Raw genomic sequence first — 14,255 nt, 5'->3', positions numbered from 1 at the left:
GGTCAAGGCGAGCCGGTTGTCCGACGCGCGCGGCGTCATGCTGGTGCTGCCGAACCGCGACGTCTGGACCTTCGAGGCGCTCGACGACAAGGTCGAACTGGAGGACAGCGTGTTCCTGGCCGGCAATGACGGCCCCCGCCGCACCGCGCAGATCGTAATCCGGCAGGAATCCCGGCACGCCGCCTCGATCCGCTGGAGTTTTGTCAGATCGACCACGTCGGCGTCGGCCACCACGGCACGGCGCAACGCGCGCCGCGAGCCGGAATTGCCGCTGTGAAGACGCGCTTCGGTGGCGTGTCTCTTGACGGATGTAAGCTGATTGCTTACGTTGGCTCGTGATCCGAAACTTTAAGAGCAAAGCCCTTTCGGAGCTTTGGGCGAAGGGCAAGAGTTCGAAGATCGATGCGAAGATGCATAAACGCATTTTCGCAAGGCTCGATCGGCTCGACGTCGCCGTCCGACCCGAAGAGATGAATGTTCCGGGCTTCGACTTCCATTCGTTGCATGGATTCGATCCGAAGCGATATTCGGTCCATGTTAATGGACCATGGTGCATCACCTTCGAATTCGAGGATGGTGAAGCCTGCCGCGTCGATTATGAGCAATACCACTAGAGGAGCGAGCATGGTCTATGCGGCAAAGCGCGGCAAGAACCGCTGCCCTACTCATCCGGGCGCACTGCTCCGGGATGACATCATTCCGGCTACCGGGCGGACCAAGGCCGACATTGCGGGATTGCTCGGGGTTTCGCGGCAACATCTTTACGACATCCTGCAGGAAAGAAAGCCGGTATCCCCCGCCATTGCAGTTCGGCTCGGCAAGCTTTTCGGCGACGGCGCGGGAATCTGGACGCGGATGCAGGCCGCCTACGATACCTGGCATGCGGAGCGAACCGAGGACGTCCGTCACATCCCGACCATCAAGGCAAAAGCCGCCTAACGCTCCGGGGCCACTTGGCCCGGGCTCATTACTCCTTGTGGTCAACGCAGATCCACACCGCGGCTAGCGGTTTCGCGGCTGCCAAAACCGTGCTACCGGGCGGCCTTACCAGCCAGGATACTCCCCCATGACCGACCATCCGCGCCGCGTAACCCGCGCTTTATTGTCCGTTTCCGACAAGACCGGGCTGATCGAATTTGCCCGCGCACTCGCCGGGCACGGCATCGAGCTGGTCTCCACCGGCGGCACGGCGAAGGCGATTGCCGCGGCCGGCTTGACCGTGAAGGACGTTTCGGAGCTGACCGGTTTTCCGGAAATGATGGACGGCCGGGTCAAGACGCTGCACCCGAAAGTGCATGGCGGATTGCTGGCGATCCGCGACAATGCCGAACATGCCGAAGCGATGAAGGCGCACGGCATCGCGCCGATCGACCTGCTGGTGGTCAACCTCTATCCGTTCGAGGCCACCGTCGACAAGGGCGCGGGCTATGAGGAGTGCATCGAGAACATCGACATCGGCGGCCCCGCGATGATCCGCGCCGCGGCGAAGAATCACGACGACGTCGCCGTCGTGGTCGAAGCGCAGGATTATCAGGCGGTGCTCGACGAACTCGCCGCCAACCAGGGTGCGACCTCGCTGACCTTGCGCCGCCGGCTCGCGGCAAAGGCCTATGCCCGCACCGCCGCCTATGATGCGGCGATCTCGAACTGGTTCGCGGCCGAACTCAAGACCGACGCGCCGGATTTCCGCGCCGTCGGCGGCCGCCTGATCCAGGCGTTGCGCTACGGCGAGAACCCGCACCAGACCGCCGCGTTCTACCGCACCCCCGACAAGCGTCCCGGCGTCGCCACCGCGCGGCAGCTGCAGGGCAAGGAGCTGTCGTACAACAACCTCAACGACACCGATGCCGCCTATGAATGCCTCGGCGAATTCGATGCCAAGCGCACTGCGGCCGTCGTCATCGTCAAGCATGCCAATCCCTGCGGCGTCGCCGAGGGCGCCGATCTCGTCAGTGCCTACCGCAAGGCCCTGGCCTGCGATTCGACCTCGGCCTTCGGCGGCATCGTCGCATTGAACCGCACGCTGGACGCCGACGCCGCGCGCGCCATCACCGAGATCTTCACCGAAGTGATTATCGCGCCGGATGCCACGGAAGAGGCCATCGCCATCGTCGCCACCAAGAAGAACCTGCGGTTGTTGCTGGCGGGCGCGCTGCCCGATCCGCGCACGGTGGGCCTGACCGCGAAAACCGTTGCCGGCGGATTGCTGGTGCAGAGCCGCGACAACGCCGTGGTCGACGGCATGACGCTGAAGGTCGCGACCCGGCGCGCGCCGACCGACGCCGAAATGCGCGATCTGAAATTCGCGTTTCGCGTCGCCAAGCACGTCAAGTCCAACACCATCGTCTATGCCAAGGATCTCGCCACCGTCGGCATCGGCGCCGGCCAGATGAGCCGGGTGGATTCCGCGCGGATCGCGGCGCGCAAGGCGCAGGATGCCGCCGATGAATTGAAACTGGCCGCGCCGATGACCAAGGGCTCGGTGGTGGCGTCGGACGCGTTCTTTCCGTTCGCCGACGGGCTATTGGTCGCGATCGAGGCCGGCGCCACCGCGGTGATCCAGCCGGGCGGATCGATCCGCGATGATGAGGTCATCAAGGCCGCCGACGATGCCGGCATCGCCATGGTGTTCACCGGCATCCGGCATTTCCGGCATTAGGGATTCGCGAGACGTCATCCCCCGCGTGAGCGCAATTGCGCTCATCGCTGGAGGTGCGAGGCGCTCTTGCGCCGAGCCTCGAAGGATGGGCCGGATAACGATCGCAGCGGTCCGTCGCCCTTCGAGGCTCGCAAAGGGCTCGCACCTCAGGGGGGCGGACGACAGCCGCCGCTGCCTTCGATCTTCCGCCCGCCCATTCAATACTGTATACATAAAGGTATTATATAACCTTAATTAGACCCGATATTTCGCAGAATCCAAATTTAATGTATACAGTCGGCATCCATTCAACGCCGAGCAAACCGTCATGGCCGCATCCTTTCCCCAAAATGCCTGGTACGCCGCCGCCTGGGACGCCGATATCAAGCGCGCGCTGTTTCCGCGGACCATTTGCGGCAAGCAGGTCGTGATGTACCGGCAAGCCGACGGGCAGGTGAGCGCGCTGGAAGACGCCTGCTGGCATCGGCTGGTGCCGCTGTCCAAGGGGCGTCTCGAAGGCGACAGCGTGGTCTGCGGCTATCACGGCCTGAAATTCAATGCGTCCGGCCGCTGCACCTTCATGCCGTCGCAGGAGACTATCAATCCGTCGGCCTGCGTGCGGGCCTATCCCGTGGTCGAGCGCCACCGCTTCGTCTGGCTCTGGATGGGCGATCCCGCCTTGGCGGACCCTGCGCTGGTGCCGGACATGCACTGGAACGACGATCCGGCCTGGGCCGGCGACGGCAAGACCATTCACGTCAAATGCGATTACCGGCTGGTGGTCGACAATCTGATGGACCTGACGCACGAGACCTTCGTGCATGGCGGCAGCATCGGCAACGACGCCGTCGCCGAGGCGCCGTTCGACGTCACCCATGGCGACACCACCGTGACCGTGACGCGCTGGATGCGCGGCATCGAGGCGCCGCCGTTCTGGGCCGGACAGCTGCAAAAACCGGGACCGGTCGATCGCTGGCAGATCATTCACTTCCAGGCGCCCGGCACCGTCAACATCGACGTCGGGGTCGCGCCCGCAGGCACCGGCGCGCCGGAAGGCGACCGCTCGCAAGGCGTCAACGGCTACGTGCTCAATACCATGACGCCGGAAACCGAAACGACATGTCACTACTTCTGGGCCTTCGCGCGCAATTATCGCCGGAGCGAACAGCGGCTCACCACCGAAATCCGCGAAGGCGTCGCCGGCATCTTCCGCGAGGATGAAATCATCCTCGAAGCCCAGCAGCGCGCCATCGACGCCAATCCCGAGCGCGTGTTCTACAATCTCAACATCGACGCCGGCGCGATGTGGGCGCGGCGCATGATCGACCGCATGATCGCGCGCGAAAATCCGCCGGCGACGCTGCAGGCGGCGGAGTGAAGCGATGAACGAACGCGACCCCGACCGCGCGGTATCGCACACGGTGCGCGCCCAGCTCGCGCTGCGCGACCTGATCCTGTCCGGCCGCTTGCGGCCCGGCGAGCGAATTTCGGAATTGGGAGCGGTGGAAACCACCGGCGTGTCGCGAACGCCGGTGCGCATGGCGCTGGTCCGGCTCGAGGAGGAGGGCCTGCTGGAGGCGATTCCCTCCGGCGGCTTCATGGTGAAAGCCTTCACCGAGCGCGACATCCTCGATTCCATCGAGCTGCGCGGGGTGCTCGAAGGCCTGGCAGCACGCTTCGCCGCCGAGCGCGGGGTGAGCGCGCGCGACCTCGAACCGCTGAAGCAAAGCCTCGCGGAGCTGGACGAACTGGTGGCGCGCGACGCGGTCTCGGTGGAGGCGTTCTCCGCCTACGTCACCATGAACGCCCGCTTTCATGCCCTGCTCACGGAATTGTCCCGCAGCGCGCCGCTGATCCGGCAGATCGACCGCGCCTCCGCTCTGCCGTTCGCTTCTCCTAGCGGCTTCGTCATGGCGCAATCGGCGCTGCCGGAAGCGCATCAGACCCTCATCATCGCGCAGGACCATCACCGCATCGTGGTCGACGCCATCGAGAATCGCGAAGGGGCGAGGGCGGAGGCCGTGATGCGCGAGCATGCGCGGCTCGCCGCGCGAAACCTGCGGCTGGCGCTGCGCAACCGGACCCATCTGGATCTGCTGCCGGCACTGGCGCTGATCCGTTCGCCCGTCAGCGAATAGCAAAGCGTTTTCAAGCGAAGTGGGCACCGGTTCGCGTCAAGAAAACGCGTCAAAATAGAGAGTCTACGCCATGCGGTTCGAACGCAAATGGACGAAATGCACGGTTCACGCCATCCGCGACGTGACATCAACAATTCGCGAATTCGTGCTGCGGCCCGAGCCGTTCTCCATCGAACATTATTCGCCCGGCAGCCATGTCGCTGTCGGCGTATCGATCGACGGACGGCCGGAAACACGCAACTATTCGCTGGTCGGCGACGCCGGCCCTGACGGCTACCGTATCGCGGTTCGGCGCGCGCCCGACAGCCGCGGCGGCTCGCGCTATATGTGGTCGCTGCAGCCGGGCGCGCGGATCGATGTTTCGAGCCCGGCCTCGCTGTTCGAGATCGACTGGTCGCGACAATCCTGGTGCCTGATCGCCGGCGGCATCGGCATCACCCCGATCGTCGGCATCGCCGGCGCGCTGATGCGCCGCAACGCCGACGTGGAGGTGCACTACGCGGTGACATCGCGGCGCGACGCCGCGTTTCTCGATGAACTCACCGACCTGCTAGGCGATCGCCTGATCGTTCACGCCGGCGACGAAGGCCGGCGCATCGACCTCGACCACAGCTTTGGTCGCCTGCCGCCCGATGCCATGGCCGCGATCTGCGGCCCGATGCGGCTGCTCGATGCGGCACAGCGCAGCTGGGCATCGGCTGGGCGCGCGCCCCAGGATTTGCGCTACGAGACCTTCGGCTCCAGCGGGTTGTTGCCGACCGAGCCGTTCCGGATCCGGATCGATGCCACCGGCCAGGAGATCCTGGTGCCCGAGAACAAATCGATGCTGGATGCGCTGGGCGAGGCCGGCTTCGAGGTGATGTCGGACTGCCAGCGCGGCGAATGCGGCGTCTGCGCAATCGACGTCATCGCGGTGGACGGCGCGATCGATCACCGCGACGTGTTCTTCAGCGATCACCAGAAGCAGGCCAACGGCAAGATCTGCCCCTGCGTGTCGCGCGCCGTCGGCGCCGTTACCGTGAATACGCACTACCGGAGCGACGCCCGCTAGCGCTTTTCTTCTCCCCTCCCTCCGCGAAGCGGTGGGGAGGGGTCGGGGGTGGGGGGTCTATCGGCGTATTCTTCTGCAAGCGAGTTTGCGGAAGCGCCCCCCACCCCCGACCCCTCCCCGCCACGCGCAAGAGCGCGTGGAGGGAGGGGAGCGAAGAGCATCGCGAAGCATCTGCATCTCGAAGGATGAAGCATTAGAGGTGGAAGATGCTTGAGCGCTAAACTAGCCGCTATTCTTCCTTGACCCGCGACAGCAGCGCCAGGCCGGCGACGAAGAACAGCACCAGCACCGCCATGCCGGCCTTCTGGCTTGCGGTGATGGCGGTGATGGCGCCGACCAGTAGCGGGCCGACAAAGGACGTCACCTTTCCGGTCAGCGCGAACAGTCCGAAATATTGCGCGACGCGGTCTTTCGGCGCCATGCGAACCAGCAGCGAGCGCGACGCCGCCTGCAGCGGGCCGCCGGCCATGCCGATCAGGCAGCCCAGCACCAGATAGGCGCGCTCCGCGGCGCCGGAAAACAGCGCGCCGCCGGGCACCGGCGGCGCCACCTTGACCAGGAAGATCGAATCCCTGTCGACGGACAGAATGGCGATGATCGACAACAGCAGGACCACCGTACTGCCGGCGATGACCCGCTTCGGTCCGAGCGTATCGTCGAGCTTGCCGCCGAGCCACGCGCCAAAGGTGCCGGCGATCGCGAGCAGGATCCCGAAGGTGCCGATCTGGATGGTGTGCCAGCCGAAGGTGCTGGCGGCGTAGATGCCGCCGAATGCGAACAGCGACACCAGCCCGTCGGTGTAGATCATGTTGGCGAGCAGGAACGCCGCCATCGACTTGCGTTTCGGCAATTCGGCGAGCGTTCCCTTCAGTTCGGCCAGGCCCACGCGCAACGCGTCGCGCACCGGCAGCTTCGCCGGATAGTCCGGCGTCAGCAGGAACATCGGCGTCACGAAGATGATGAACCAGATCGCGGTCAGTGGACCTGTGATGCGATCGCCCTGGTGCGACACCGGATCGAGACCGAACAGCGGCATGAACCCGAACAGCGTCCGTCCGGTCGCGGGGTTGGCCGCCAGAAACCCGAGCACCAGGATCAGGCTGATGATGCCGCCGACATAGCCGGTCGCCCAGCCGGTACCGGACAATCGCCCGATCTTGTCCGGCGGCACCAGCGACGGCATCATCGCATTATTGAAGACCATCGCGAATTCGACGCCAATGGTCGCGATGCCAAAGGCCAGCAGCAGCGCCGGGATCACGCTGGGATCGCCGGGCTTGCCGAACCACATCAGCGAGGATCCGATCACCAGCAGCGCGCCGAACACAGCGATCCACGGCTTGCGGCGGCCGCTGGCGTCCGCGATCGCCCCCAGCACCGGCGACAATAGCGCGATCACCAGCCCCGCCGCCGCGGTGGCAAAGCCCCACATCGCCTGCCCGCTGGCGGGATCGGACGCCACATGGGTGACGAAATAAGGCGCGAACACGAAGGTGGTGATCAGCGTGAAATAAGGCTGCGCGGCCCAGTCGAAGAATATCCAGCTGACGACGGCGGCGCGTCGCGGATAGGTCTTGGTATCCGCAATGCGCGCATCCGAGGCAACGACTGTCATGCTCAAAATCTTCTGTCGAATCACGAAGAGGCGTTTTGCCCCCCGCATTGGAACTCATATAGCATTCGTGGCGGCAAAGAGACCGCGTCATTTCACTGATCCCGGCCCACAATGGATGGTTTGATGGTTTCGTTCACAGCCGAACGGCGCACATTCCTCGCCGCAATCGCACTGGTTGTTGCATTGGGCGTGCCCGCAGGCGCGCAGGAGCGCCGCGCCTACATCCCCACCGGCGCGGCTCACGCCGTTTCCGCCGAGCACGGCATGGTGGTGGCGCAGGAGAAAATCGGCGCGCAAATAGGCGCCGATATCCTGCGGCAGGGCGGCAATGCGGTCGACGCCGCTGTTGCGACCGGCTTTGCGCTGGCCGTCACCTATCCGCGCGCGGGAAATATCGGCGGCGGCGGCTTCATGATCATCCACTCGGCGGAGCACGGCGAGGACGTCGCCATCGACTACCGCGAGACCGCGCCTGCCGCGACGACGCGCGACATCTTCCTCGGCGCCGACGGCAAGCCCGACATCGCGAAATCGCGCGATTCCGCGCTCAGCATCGGCGTGCCCGGCACTGTCGCGGGCCTGGCGCTGGCGCTGACGAAATACGGCTCGGGAAAATTCACGCTGGCGGATCTGCTTGAGCCGGCCATCGAGCTCGCGCGCGACGGCTTTGTCATTGCCGACGACATGGCCGACACGCTGCCCGGCATTGCGCGGCGGCTGTCGCGCTGGCCGGCCTCGGCAAAGGTATTTTCCCGCGCCGACGGCAGTTCGCTGCGGGAAGGCGACACCCTGGTTCAGACAGATCTGGCGGCGACGCTCGCGGCCATCGCGACGCAGGGAGCCCGCGGATTTTACGATGGGATGGTCGCGGAAAAACTGGCGGCCGGGGTTCGCAACGCCGGCGGCATCATGACGGTTGACGACCTCAAATCCTATCAGCCGGTGATCCGCGCGCCGGTACGCGGCAGCTACCGCGGTTACGAGATCATCTCGATGCCGCCGCCATCGTCGGGTGGCGTCGTGCTGCTGGAGACACTGAACATTCTGGAAGGGTTTGCGCTTGGCGACATGAAGCAGGGATCGGCGCCCTCGCTGCATGTCATGATCGAGGCGATGAAGCGCGCCTATGCCGATCGGGCGCGCTATCTCGGTGATCCCGATTTCATCAGCGCGCCGGTGGCGACGCTGATGTCGAAGGAATACGCTGCCCAACAGCGCGCCAGCATCGACCTCGACCGCGCCACGCCGTGGACCGATGCACTGTCGGCGACGCCGCCGGCGCCACCGCGCGAAAGCAGCAACACCACGCATTATTCGGTGGTGGACAGCCGCGGCAACGCCGTCAGCAACACCTATACGCTGAATTTTCCCTATGGGGTCGGCCTGATCGCCGACGGCACCGGCGTGCTGCTCAACAACGAGCTCGACGACTTCACCGCCGCGCCCGGCGCCTCCAATGCCTTTGGCCTGGTCGGGTTCGAAGCCAATTTGCCGGGACCCGGCAAACGGCCGCTGTCGTCGATGTCGCCGACCATCGTGCTGAAAGACGGCAAGCCAGTGCTGGTGACGGGCTCGCCGGGCGGCAGCCGCATCATCTCGACGGTGCTGCAGGTCATCGTCAACGTGCTCGATTACAAAATGGATGTCGCAACTGCCGTGGCGGCGCCGCGCCTGCATCACCAATGGCTGCCGGATGTGGTGCGGATCGAACGGGGTTTCGCCGACGACGCCCTGGCTGAGCTGCGGGCCAGGGGCCACGAGGTGATCGAGCCGCTAGGCCAGACCTCGGCCAATTCGATCGCGGTGACGCCGAACGGATTGCTCGGCGCCCCCGATCCGCGTACCCGTGGCGCGGAAGCCGCGGGGCAATAGGGCTGATCAAACCATCGGTGCCTGCGGCCCATGCTTCGAGACGCGGCCAAGAGGCCGCTCCTCAGCATGAGGTTGTTGTGTTTCAACAAGCTAAACCTCATCCTGAGGAGGCCACAAAGTGGCCGTCTCGAAGGATGGGCCGCAAGCACTGCTGGCAAAGACCATGGCAGGGGAGAAAAACATGACGTCACTCAAGGGCAAGACGCTGTTCGTCTCCGGCGGCAGCCGGGGCATTGGGCTTGCGATCGCGCTGCGCGCCGCGCGCGACGGCGCCAATGTCGCGATCGCCGCCAAGACCGCGGAGCCGCATCCGAGACTGAAGGGCACCATCTACACCGCCGCCGAAGAGGTCCGCGCCGCCGGCGGCAAGGCGCTGCCGATCCTGTGCGATATCCGCGAGGAAGCCCAGGTGATGGCGGCGATCGACCAGACGGTCGCCGAATTCGGCGGCATCGACATCTGCGTCAACAATGCGAGCGCCATCAGCCTGACCAATTCGCAGGGCACCGACATGAAGCGGTTCGACCTGATGATGGGAATCAACACCCGCGGCACCTTCATGGTGTCGAAATATTGTATCCCGCATCTCAAGAAGGCGGAAAACCCGCACATCCTGATGCTGTCGCCGCCGCTCGACATGCAGACGAAATGGTTCGAGCATTCCACCGCCTACACCATGGCGAAGTTCGGCATGAGCATGTGCGTGCTGGGTCTGGCCGGTGAACTGAAATCGGCCGGCGTCGCCGTCAACGCGCTGTGGCCGCGCACCACCATCGCCACCGCGGCCGTCGGAAATCTGCTCGGCGGCGACGCCATGATGCGCGCCAGCCGCACCCCTGACATCATGGGCGATGCCGCCTACGTCATCTTTACCAAACCGTCGCGCGAATTCACCGGGCAGTTCTGCATCGACGACAAGGTGCTCTATGAAAGCGGCGTGCGCGATTTCGAGCATTACCGGGTCGATCCTTCGGTGCCCCTGATGTCGGATTTCTTCGTACCCGACGACGATTTGCCGCCGCCCGGCGTCAGCGTGAGGGCGCTGCCTTCCGTGGGCGAGGCGCAGAAGGGGCGCTGATCGGGGGGAGGACGCGTGGTCCTGCGAAAACTCATGGCCGGCGCAGTCGTCACGGCGCTCCTGGTGGCAGGCGCCGCGGCGGCGGCGGTCATTTTTCGCCCCGATCGCGCCATTCGCGTCGCCACCGGCGTCGTCGCCCATAACCTCTGCGTCAAAGTCTTCATCTCCGGCCTCGATCCGCAAACGGTGTTTGAGGAGGGCAACGATCGGGCCGGTATCCGCCGGCTGCGCTATCTGCTCGGCTATCGTCTCGATGCAACCGCAAAAACCGTCGAAGCTTCGACTTTTGGATTCTTCCGCAGCCGCGCGGCGTTTCATGAAGGCCAGGGCTGCATCGAATTGCATGGATCGAATCCGCCCTATCTGCTGAGAAGCGATCTGCAGGCGCTGAAGGTGCCGAAAACGCCACCGCTTCTTCCCGAGATCGCGGGACCTCGCGTGGTCGAGCCATCCGATCCCGCCCTGAGGGCCGCACTCGACCATGCCTTCGAGGAACCGGCCGCACCGCCGTTGCGGCGGACCAAGGCGGTGGTCGTGGTGCATGACGGCCGCGTCATCGCCGAACGCTATGCCGCCGGCGTCAGTGTCGATACGCCGCTGCTCGGCTTCTCCATGACCAAGTCCGTGGTCAACGCCCTGATCGGGATACTGACCCAGCAAGGCCTAGTCACGCCGTCGATGCCGGCGCCGATTCCGGAATGGCGGGCGGCTTCCGACCCCCGACGCGAGATCGAAGTCGAGCATCTGATGCGCATGACATCGGGCCTCGCGCTGGATGAAACCAATTCCGGCTTCGATCCATCGAGCCAGATGTCCTTGCATGACGACATGGCCGGTTTTGCCGTGAGGGCAAAACTGATCGCGCCGCCGGGATCCCGATGGCATTATTCCAGCGCGACCACGCAGTTGCTGGCCCGGATCGTCCGCGACGCCGTCGGTGGCCCCGAGCAGACGCTGGCCTTCGCGTGGCGCGAATTGTTCAGTCCGCTGGGAATGCGCCACGTGACGCTGGAGTTCGACGGCGTCGGCACGCTGCAGGGATCGAACTGGATGCTGGCGAGCGCCAGGGACTGGGCGCGGTTCGGCCTGCTCTACCTCAATGACGGCGTGGTCGGCGGCAAACGTCTCCTGCACGAGGACTGGGTGGATTTTTGCATCGCCGCCTCACCCGGTTCGGACTACGCCGCAGGCTTCTGGACCAATCGCAGCGAGCACCCGAACGCGAAAGGGCGCATCGGGCTCGGGATTCCGCACGACGCATTCTTTGCGTCCGGCGATCTCGGCCAGCGCGTCGTCATCCTGCCATCGCACAACCTCGTGATCGTCCGGCTCGGCGACTCCGTCGACCCCACCGGCGACATAAGGGGGCTCGGTCGCCTGGTCAGCGAAGTGATATCAGCCACGCGGCCGTGATGCAGGGTTGAATGAGCCGGCGCAGCGCCTCGCATCATGGCTCCGGTGCTGGCGCTCGCCTCACCTGACCCCGATCCCGTAATACTACGGGGCGCAAGCGTTCCAAAGTTCTTAAGATCTGCGCGGTATTGGTCAATCTTTCTTAATCGGAGAGACGACATGATTGGGTTCCGCAATATTGCGATCATTGCCAAAATTGCGGTCCCAGCGACCATCGTCGCGGTCGTATCGATCGGGATCGTGCTTTATGCCTCGCTGGCGGTGACCCAATTGTCAGACACCGCGGCGGCTCTGGTGGACGGCAACGCCACGCGGGTGCAGCTCGCGCTTCAGGCCGAGAGCGCCTTCAATAATGCCGCCATCAGCGAAAAGAACGTGATCCTCAGCGACGAGGAAAAGGTGGCGAAGGGACATATCGCGCTTTACGACAAGGCGACTGCCGCCACCCTTGACGCCATCAAGCGATTTGAGGCCATCACCCAGGAAGCGGAACAGCGCGCTCTGATCGAGACTTTCCGCACCGCCGTCATCGGTCGGCGCGAAGCGAGTGCCCAGGTGTTCGCACTCGCGCTAGCGGGCAAGGTGAAGGAAGCCTTTGACCATTCGCGCGGAGTCGCCGCCAAGCATCGCCAGGTCGCCATCGGTGCGGTCAGCAAGCTGATCGCCATGAACGTGGAGAAAATGCGGGAGGCGCGCGACGCCAGCGTGGCCATGGCCGCGCAGACCCGCGCGTGGCTGGTGATCGGCGCCGCTGCGGGGCTGGTCTGCGCCTTCGGCGTGCTCGGCTGGATCGCGCTCTATCAGATTTCCCGCCCGCTCGCCGCGATGACGGGCGAGATGACCAAGCTCGCCAACGGCGATCTCGACATCCTGGTCGACGGCGCCGATCGCGCCGACGAGGTCGGCGGGCTGGCGCGGTCGTTGCAGGTGTTCAAGGAGAACGCGATCACGGCGCGCCGCCTCGAGGCCGAGCAGCGCGAACAGCAGGAGCAAAAGCAGAAGCGGCAGCTTGCCGTCGAAGGTTACATCGCCGTCTTTGACGAGCAGGTTTGCGAGGCACTGGACACCCTGACCGCCGCGTCGACGGAGATGCACGCGACAGCAGGCAGCATGTCGGCCACGGCCGAGGAAACCAGCCGGCAAGCCACCGCGGTTACCACCACCTCGGACCAGACGTCGTCCAATGTGTCGACCGTGGCGGCGGCGACCGAGCAGTTGCACGCCTCCACCAACGAGATCTCGCGTCAGGTGACGCAGTCGGCCGAATTCGCCTCTACGGCGGTGGTCGAGGCGGAACGCACCAACGCCACCATCCAGGGGCTGGCGGACACGGCGCAGAAGATCGGCGACGTGGTCGCGCTGATTCAGAACATCGCCTCGCAGACCAACCTGCTGGCGCTCAACGCGACCATCGAAGCCGCGCGGGCCGGAGAAGCTGGCCGGGGCTTTGCGGTCGTGGCGAGCGAGGTCAAGGCGCTGGCCACTCAAACCGCCAAGGCGACCGAGGATATCTCGACGCAGATCGCCGCCATTCAGGGCGAGACCGGCAACGCGGTCGAGGCGATCAAGGCGATTGGCGGTACCATCCGCCAGATGAACGAAATCGCGTCGGCGATTGCCGCAGCAGTCGAGCAGCAGGGCGCCGCGACGCGGGATATTTCCAACAACATCCAGCTGGTGGCGCAAGGCACCAGTGGCGTCGCTGTCAATATCGCCGGGGTGAACGAGGCCGCGCAGGAGACCGGCACCGCGGCCGGCGAGGTGCTCACCGCGGCCGACGATCTCAGCCGTCAGGCCGACAAGCTTCGGGCCAACGTCAACGGCTTCCTCGACAAGATCCGCGCCGCGTAACGAGCCGGGAGCGCGCGGGCGAAGCAACTTCGTAGCCCGGATGGAGCAATAGGACGGCGCGAAGCGCCGCCCTGTTGCGTAATCCGGGAACGGATGTGAGGCTGGCCCGGATTACGCAAGGGCTCCATCCGGGCTACGGGCTCTGTCTGTTAGATCGCCAACCCGTTCAGCGTCGACCGCCAATGCGCCGCGCGCTCCTTCAGCAGCGCGTCTCTCACGTAGGCGAGTTCCTCATCCTTCAGCCGTTCGATCGCCTCGAAGGAGAAGCTATCGCCGCCATGCGCGGCCCACGCGCTCTGCAGATCGCGGTTGGCATGGCTGCCCATTCGCAAGCCAAACCAGATCCGGTTTTGGATGGTGTCGAGATTGGGCGTCTGGCCGACCCAGGCCTGACCGGAGGCGCCGCAGCGGACGACATAGATTCCCGCGACGGTTTTGCGCTCCTTGTAAGCGGTGATGGCCGCCTTCTTGTCTTCGCTTTTCATGACGGCCCTCGGGGAAAGTCTGCCCGTTGGCGGTGGCGATAGCAGACGCCCCTCTGGTTGTCAATTTAATCCGGGTAATATTATTTATGCTAAATGCAGCAATGGCTTGGGAGA

Annotated in this window: 13 protein-coding genes; 11 read left to right on the top strand and 2 right to left on the bottom strand. The window is 64.9% G+C overall.

Going from position 1 to position 14,255, the window contains the following annotated elements:
• The 7 genes from Q7T45_RS07740 to Q7T45_RS07710 all read left to right on the top strand — a co-directional run.
• The coding region (locus tag Q7T45_RS07740) for a heparinase II/III family protein (protein WP_304869369.1) at window positions 1–277 on the top strand (277 nt) is incomplete at its 5' end.
• A 58-nt stretch (window positions 278–335) separates the two neighbouring features.
• Window positions 336–614, top strand: a complete 279-nt coding sequence (locus Q7T45_RS07735) for a type II toxin-antitoxin system RelE/ParE family toxin (protein ID WP_304869367.1) — start codon at window positions 336–338, stop codon at window positions 612–614.
• Between the two features lie 10 nt (window positions 615–624).
• Complete coding sequence (locus Q7T45_RS07730) at window positions 625–939, top strand: HigA family addiction module antitoxin (protein WP_304869365.1); 315 nt, start codon at window positions 625–627, stop codon at window positions 937–939.
• Between the two features lie 127 nt (window positions 940–1,066).
• On the top strand, window positions 1,067–2,659 hold the full coding sequence (purH, locus tag Q7T45_RS07725; RefSeq protein WP_304869363.1) for a bifunctional phosphoribosylaminoimidazolecarboxamide formyltransferase/IMP cyclohydrolase: 1,593 nt from the start codon (window positions 1,067–1,069) through the stop codon (window positions 2,657–2,659).
• A 307-nt stretch (window positions 2,660–2,966) separates the two neighbouring features.
• Window positions 2,967–4,016 (top strand): aromatic ring-hydroxylating dioxygenase subunit alpha, encoded by a 1,050-nt coding sequence (locus Q7T45_RS07720; protein ID WP_304869361.1) that lies wholly within the window; start codon window positions 2,967–2,969, stop codon window positions 4,014–4,016.
• A 4-nt stretch (window positions 4,017–4,020) separates the two neighbouring features.
• On the top strand, window positions 4,021–4,776 hold the full coding sequence (locus tag Q7T45_RS07715) for a GntR family transcriptional regulator (protein ID WP_304869359.1): 756 nt from the start codon (window positions 4,021–4,023) through the stop codon (window positions 4,774–4,776).
• 70 nt (window positions 4,777–4,846) lie between these two features.
• On the top strand, window positions 4,847–5,827 hold the full coding sequence (locus Q7T45_RS07710; RefSeq protein WP_304869358.1) for a PDR/VanB family oxidoreductase: 981 nt from the start codon (window positions 4,847–4,849) through the stop codon (window positions 5,825–5,827).
• A 229-nt stretch (window positions 5,828–6,056) separates the two neighbouring features.
• Here the strand turns inward: Q7T45_RS07710 and Q7T45_RS07705 are convergent, their stop codons facing one another.
• Window positions 6,057–7,442 carry an MFS transporter gene (locus Q7T45_RS07705; RefSeq protein ID WP_304869357.1) on the bottom strand — a complete coding sequence of 462 codons (1,386 nt, stop codon included), beginning with the start codon at window positions 7,440–7,442 and terminating at the stop codon, window positions 6,057–6,059.
• 123 nt (window positions 7,443–7,565) lie between these two features.
• Between Q7T45_RS07705 and ggt the strand changes: the two genes are divergently transcribed.
• From ggt to Q7T45_RS07685, 4 genes are all read left to right on the top strand, one after another.
• Window positions 7,566–9,314, top strand: coding sequence for a gamma-glutamyltransferase (gene ggt / locus Q7T45_RS07700; protein WP_304869356.1), 1,749 nt, complete (start codon window positions 7,566–7,568; stop codon window positions 9,312–9,314).
• 181 nt (window positions 9,315–9,495) lie between these two features.
• Window positions 9,496–10,392 carry an NAD(P)-dependent oxidoreductase gene (locus tag Q7T45_RS07695; protein ID WP_304869355.1) on the top strand — a complete coding sequence of 299 codons (897 nt, stop codon included), beginning with the start codon at window positions 9,496–9,498 and terminating at the stop codon, window positions 10,390–10,392.
• 33 nt (window positions 10,393–10,425) lie between these two features.
• Window positions 10,426–11,805, top strand: a complete 1,380-nt coding sequence (locus Q7T45_RS07690; protein WP_304869354.1) for a serine hydrolase — start codon at window positions 10,426–10,428, stop codon at window positions 11,803–11,805.
• A gap of 45 nt (window positions 11,806–11,850) precedes the next feature.
• Complete coding sequence (locus tag Q7T45_RS07685) at window positions 11,851–13,656, top strand: methyl-accepting chemotaxis protein (protein ID WP_304869353.1); 1,806 nt, start codon at window positions 11,851–11,853, stop codon at window positions 13,654–13,656.
• Between the two features lie 149 nt (window positions 13,657–13,805).
• Here the strand turns inward: Q7T45_RS07685 and Q7T45_RS07680 are convergent, their stop codons facing one another.
• Window positions 13,806–14,141, bottom strand: coding sequence for a GIY-YIG nuclease family protein (locus Q7T45_RS07680; protein WP_304869352.1), 336 nt, complete (start codon window positions 14,139–14,141; stop codon window positions 13,806–13,808).
• Between the last annotated feature and the right edge of the window lie 114 nt (window positions 14,142–14,255).

This window comes from Bradyrhizobium sp., assembly GCF_030646015.1.
Taxonomy (GTDB): Bacteria; Pseudomonadota; Alphaproteobacteria; order Rhizobiales; family Xanthobacteraceae; genus Bradyrhizobium.
This window is presented reverse-complemented; position numbering and strand designations above follow the sequence as displayed.